Genomic DNA, 4,737 nt, shown 5'->3' on the forward strand with positions numbered 1-4,737 from the left:
CTTCGCCGGTGCCCTGATGACCGCGCGGTTCGTCAGCTACGACGAGATCGCCGGCCAGCTCGACGAGGCGGTCAACCTCATACTCGGGGCATCCGTGGCCTGAAAACTGCGGGCACCGCCCACATCTTGCCGATCGACGTTGTCACGGTGGAGTATTCGTGGAGGGTCGCAGCGGCGGCGGGCGAGATCGAGGAGGTCGAACCGTGGTGGACGGGCAGCGGTCGGTCGGAGACGTCGGCGGCGCCGACTTCGACGTCGCCGATCGGTTGGCCATCATCAACCTGTTTGGCGCCTACGCCTACACCTATGACGAGAACCTTCTGGACGACTTCCGTGCGCTGTTCACCGAGTCGCCGCAACTCGTCCTGCAGCACGAGGGCAAAACGCTGTCGGGGGATGTCGACACGGTGATGAAATTGCTCGCGGTCCGGAAAGAGGACTTCAAGGCCGAGAACAACCAGCGCCGGCACGCACTGAACTCGTTCTGGTTCTCCAGCCAGGGCGCCACGGAAGCGACCGGGTACTGCTATGTCCAGGTGTTCGCCATCCGGGACGGGGGCCCGCCGACCCCAGACCTGTCGGGCTGCTACGAGTTCACCGCGGTCAAGGAGGGCCGTGTGTGGAAGTTCAGCCGGTGGGTGCTGGCGATCGACCAGGCGGGCCCGCGCGAGACGGCGTAGGGGCCGAAATAAGTTGCATCGCTTGACGATCCATCATCCGAAGCTTCCGGCCTCGAGCATCTCGAGGGCCGCGTCGACGTTGGGCATGATTGTCGGACCGTAGTTGCTCACCACCTGCCCGAGCGCGCGGGCGATGTGCGGGCCGACGGCGGCCGCGGCGAGGACCTCCTCGGCCAGCACGATGCCGTTCACCACGTGGGCCGCGGCGAGCCGCCCGTCGGCGGTGACCTCGTAGCGCCAGTCGCCGATCTGTATGCGCTCGGGCTGCGAGCGGAAAAAGCCCCGCCGTGCCGGGGTCAGGATCACTCCCGGCACGCCGCAGAACACCCTGACCACCAGCCCAACTCCGCCGGGACCGGCCAACGCGGTTCCGATCGCGCGGCTGACCCGATCGTGGTCGAAGCCCGTCATCACTCGCTCATCGGCAACACGAACGACGGTGTGATGGTCTGGGGTTCGCCGTTGCGGCGCACGGCGGTTCCCGCGACATAGAACTCGACGGTGTGGTGTCCCCAGGCATAGTTCGAGACGGCGAAATGCACGCCGACGATACCGTTGCCGCCGTCTCGCTCGGCCTCGCTCTGCATCCGTGACATCGCCAGTTCACGGGCCTGGTAGCTGCCCTGTGTCCACTGCGGCATCTCCGCGTTGCGGCCCACTTGCTTCAGCATCGTCAAAAACCCTTGTACGGCAACGTGGAACACGCAGTTGCCCATCACGAACGCAACCGGCGTATACCCGGAGCGCAGCAGCGTCGTCAGATCCTGTCCGGACAGGTGACTGGTAAAGGCCTGTCCGTTGGCGCGTCGAAAGGCCCCGGGCTTGGCCGTATAGCGCACGGCCGTACCGACCGCGATGAACTCGAGGTGTTCGCCCTCTTGATGACGCCATTCGAGTCGCACGCCCACCACGCCGTCCGCGCCTAGCGAATCGGCCTCGGCCTGCATTCGCGACATCGCGTTCCAGCGCGCGCGATACGTCGCGTCGGTGAGCACCGGCAACTCCGATTGTTGCCTGATGCCGGTGAATTGGTAGCCGACGTGATAGACGGAGACGCCCATCACGAGTTCGATGGGCTCGAAACCCGCGCCATGCAGCAGGGCGAATTCATTGATCGACAGGTCAGACGTGAAGACCTTCCCGGCGTGCGACAGCCGTTCGCTGGCGACGGGATCGAGCGGGTTCGGTTGCATCGGCAAATCCTCCTGGGTCCCGCACAGCGTAGGACGCGGGGGCGCCCCGCACACGCGAACCCGGCTGAACCGATCGGGGTTCGGACTCGTTATCTCCGATATCAGCGGCGGACTCGCGGGAGGATCATGTTCAGACGGGTCGACACCTGCGCCGGTCCCAAGCACAAACTCCTGACCATCGATCTCGTGGACGTGGTGCGCGAGTACCGGGTCGGCGGCCAAACCGTGCGTGCGCTCGACAAAATCAGCCTGCGGCTCGAGGGCGGACAGTTCACCTCCATGGTCGGGCCGTCGGGCGCGGGCAAGAGCACGTTGCTGCATCTGCTCGGCGCGTTGGACTCCCCCGATTCCGGCTCGATCGAATTCGATGGAGACGAGATCGGCCAACTTTCCGACCGGCAGCAGTCGGAGTTTCGCCATCATCGCGTGGGCTTCATATTCCAGTTCTTCAATCTGCTGCCAACCCTGTCGGCGTGGGAGAACGTGGCGGTGCCGAAGCTGCTCGACGGCGTCCGGCTGGGCAAGGCCAAACCGGAGGCGATGCGGCTGCTCGAACGAGTGGGCCTGGGCAACCGGACCCAGCACCGCCCCGCGGAGCTGTCCGGCGGCCAGATGCAGCGCGTCGCCGTGGCGCGCGCCCTGATGATGGACCCGCCGCTGATTCTCGCCGACGAACCGACCGGCAACCTCGATTCCACAACGGGGGCTTCGATTTTGACGCTGCTGCGCGAAGTTGCGCACGAGCCCGGTCGCGGCCGGATGGTGGTGATGGTGACGCACAACCCGGAGGCCGCCGAAGCGACCGATCGCACGATCATGCTGCAGGACGGCCGCGTCGTCTCCCACGACCGCTCGGCGGTCCTGGTGTGAGACCGCCCAGCACGATCGGTGCCGCGGCGAGCCGGCTGCGCGTGTTCAGCCTGCGTGAACTCGCCGTGCATCGGCGGCGCACGCTGGCGTCGATCGCCGTAATGGCAGTATCCGCAATGTATCTGGTCGCCGTGTTCGGCATCTTCGGCTCGATCACCGGATCGGTCAACCGCCTCGCCGACGGGATCGCCGGCATCGCTTCACTCGAGGTTTCGGGCATCACCGACGCGGGGTTTCCCGACACGGTAGCCGCCGACGTGGCCGGCGTACCCGGCGTGGCGATCGCGGCGCCGATGATTCGCGCGTCGGCGTCCACATCGTCGGGACCGGTTCTGCTGTTCGGTGCCGACGACAGTATCGCGGCGTTGGGCGGCGCCCTGAAAGACGCCTTGAAGGGCGGCGGGGCGGCACAGCCCGCCGGGCCGGCGAACGGAGTCCGCGTCGGACCGGGCGTGGGTCGCGCCAAAGACGAGACGTTCCAACTCGGCTCCGGATCGGTCACGGTCACCGAGGTGCTCACGGGCAAGCAGGTTGCGGCCCTCAACGGCGGACACTACGTCCTCGCCCCACTTGTGTTGGCGCAGAACATAACCGGGCGTCAGGGGCAGCTCGATTCGATCCTGATCACCGTCAATTCCGGCGCGGACCTAGCTCAGGTTCGCGCCGCGGTCAGCGCCGCGGTGAACGGACGAGCCATCGTCGCCGATCCGAGCATGAGGGCGACCCGGGCCGGCGACGGTGTCAAGCTGATGAACTACATGGCGCTGATGGGCGCGATGGTTGCGCTGATGGTCGGCGCGTTTCTGATTTACACCACGATGACGATGGCGATCACGCAGCGCCGGCCGGTCATCTCGATGCTGCGCGCGATCGGCGGCCGCCGCACTGTCATCGTTCGGGACATGCTCGCCGAGGCCGCGCTGCTGGGAACGATCGGCGGCGCCATCGGGGCGGGCATCGGAATCCTGATGGGCCGCATCGCCATTGGCCGTTTGCCTCCGGCCATGACCCAGGGGCTCGAAGCGCGTGTCGAGTACTGGCTGCCCGGCTACGCGATACCAGCCGCCGTCGTGGCCACCGCGCTCACCAGTGTGATCGCGTCGGCGATGGCCGCGCGGCAGGTGTACAGGGTGGCACCGATCGAGGCGCTGGCGCCCGCCGGGGTTTCCGCGGCGGACCGCGTGCCTCGCTGGCTGCGGATCACGACTGGGTTGATGGCCGTCGCCGTCTTCGCGGTGGCGCTTTTCGTGGTCATCACCCAACGGGGCGTCGCGGCTTTCGTCGCGATGTCCGCGGTGTTCTCGGCCGAGGTCGCGCTCGGTTTCGCGCTGACCGCACCCATCGTCAACGCGACCGCCGCGACCGCGCGCATCTTCGGCTCCGTCGGGGCGTTGGCGGGGGCCACCATCGAGCGCGCGCCGCGACGGGTATGGGCAACGGTGATGACCGTGCTGATCGCGGTTGTCACCACCGTCGCGATTACCGGCACGAACAACGACATGATCCGATCGGCGCGAAGCATCTTCGCCCCGGTCGCCGGCGTCCCCGTCTGGGTGAGCGCAAATCCTCCCGACAGCTTCCCCACCGATCCGCTGCCGCAAGGGATTTCCGAGACGGTGGCCGCGGTGCCGGGCGTCGGCCGCGTCACCCAAGGCGCGTTCGGTTTCGCGGAGGTCGGGGGCGTCCGGGTGATGCTGGACGGCTTCTCCCCCGGATCCGCCGACCCGCTGTATCGCGCGCTTGACGAGGGAGTGCGCAACCGGGTGCTGGACGGCCGGGGCGTGGTGCTGTCACAGAACCTGGGCAAGGTTCTGCACGTCCGGGTCGGCGATCAACTACGGATGCAGACGCCGCACGGGGTGCAGCAGGCAACCGTGCTGGCGCTGGTGCCCTACTTCTCGACGGTCATCGGCACCGTCGGGATGGGCCTCGATCAAATGCGGGCGTGGTTCGACCGCCCGGTAACGACGGCACTGCAGATCGCCGCCGCCCCG

At 67.3% G+C, this 4,737-nt stretch carries 5 protein-coding genes and 1 pseudogene; 4 read left to right on the top strand and 2 right to left on the bottom strand.

What is annotated here, in order from left to right; genetic code table 11:
• Positions 1 to 103, top strand: a pseudogene (locus A5736_RS26965) (TetR/AcrR family transcriptional regulator); the annotation flags it as partial.
• Positions 104 to 203: 100 nt separating this feature from the next.
• Complete coding sequence (locus tag A5736_RS23100; protein WP_076124244.1) at positions 204 to 680, top strand: nuclear transport factor 2 family protein; 477 nt, start codon at positions 204 to 206, stop codon at positions 678 to 680.
• A 33-nt stretch (positions 681 to 713) separates the two neighbouring features.
• Here A5736_RS23100 and A5736_RS23105 read toward each other — a convergent pair whose 3' ends face one another.
• Together A5736_RS23105 and A5736_RS23110 are read right to left on the bottom strand one after the other, a co-directional pair.
• A complete protein-coding gene (locus A5736_RS23105; protein WP_076248824.1) occupies positions 714 to 1,091 on the bottom strand; it encodes a DUF5073 family protein in 378 nt (125 codons plus the stop codon).
• Positions 1,091 to 1,873 carry a heavy metal-binding domain-containing protein gene (locus A5736_RS23110; RefSeq protein ID WP_076124240.1) on the bottom strand — a complete coding sequence of 261 codons (783 nt, stop codon included), beginning with the start codon at positions 1,871 to 1,873 and terminating at the stop codon, positions 1,091 to 1,093. Before A5736_RS23110 ends, A5736_RS23105 begins: the two co-directional genes overlap by 1 nt.
• A gap of 126 nt (positions 1,874 to 1,999) precedes the next feature.
• Here A5736_RS23110 and A5736_RS23115 point away from each other — a divergent pair, with 126 nt between their 5' ends.
• Positions 2,000 to 2,743 (top strand): ABC transporter ATP-binding protein, encoded by a 744-nt coding sequence (locus A5736_RS23115; RefSeq protein ID WP_371328405.1) that lies wholly within the window; start codon positions 2,000 to 2,002, stop codon positions 2,741 to 2,743.
• The coding region (locus tag A5736_RS23120; protein ID WP_076248826.1) for an FtsX-like permease family protein at positions 2,740 to 4,737 on the top strand (1,998 nt) is incomplete at its 3' end. The genes A5736_RS23115 and A5736_RS23120, both read left to right, overlap by 4 nt.

It is taken from the genome of Mycobacterium sp. SP-6446 (assembly GCF_001954045.1).
Classification (GTDB): Bacteria; Actinomycetota; Actinomycetes; order Mycobacteriales; family Mycobacteriaceae; genus Mycobacterium.

Bases quoted from the DNA above. Each gene is read 5' to 3' on its own strand.
- A5736_RS23105 (WP_076248824.1), bottom strand. From the start codon at position 1,091: ATGACGGGCTTCGACCACGATCGGGTCAGCCGCGCGATCGGAACCGCG.
- A5736_RS23110 (WP_076124240.1), bottom strand. From the start codon at position 1,873: ATGCAACCGAACCCGCTCGATCCCGTCGCCAGCGAACGGCTGTCGCAC.
- A5736_RS23115 (WP_371328405.1), top strand. From the start codon at position 2,000: ATGTTCAGACGGGTCGACACCTGCGCCGGTCCCAAGCACAAACTCCTG.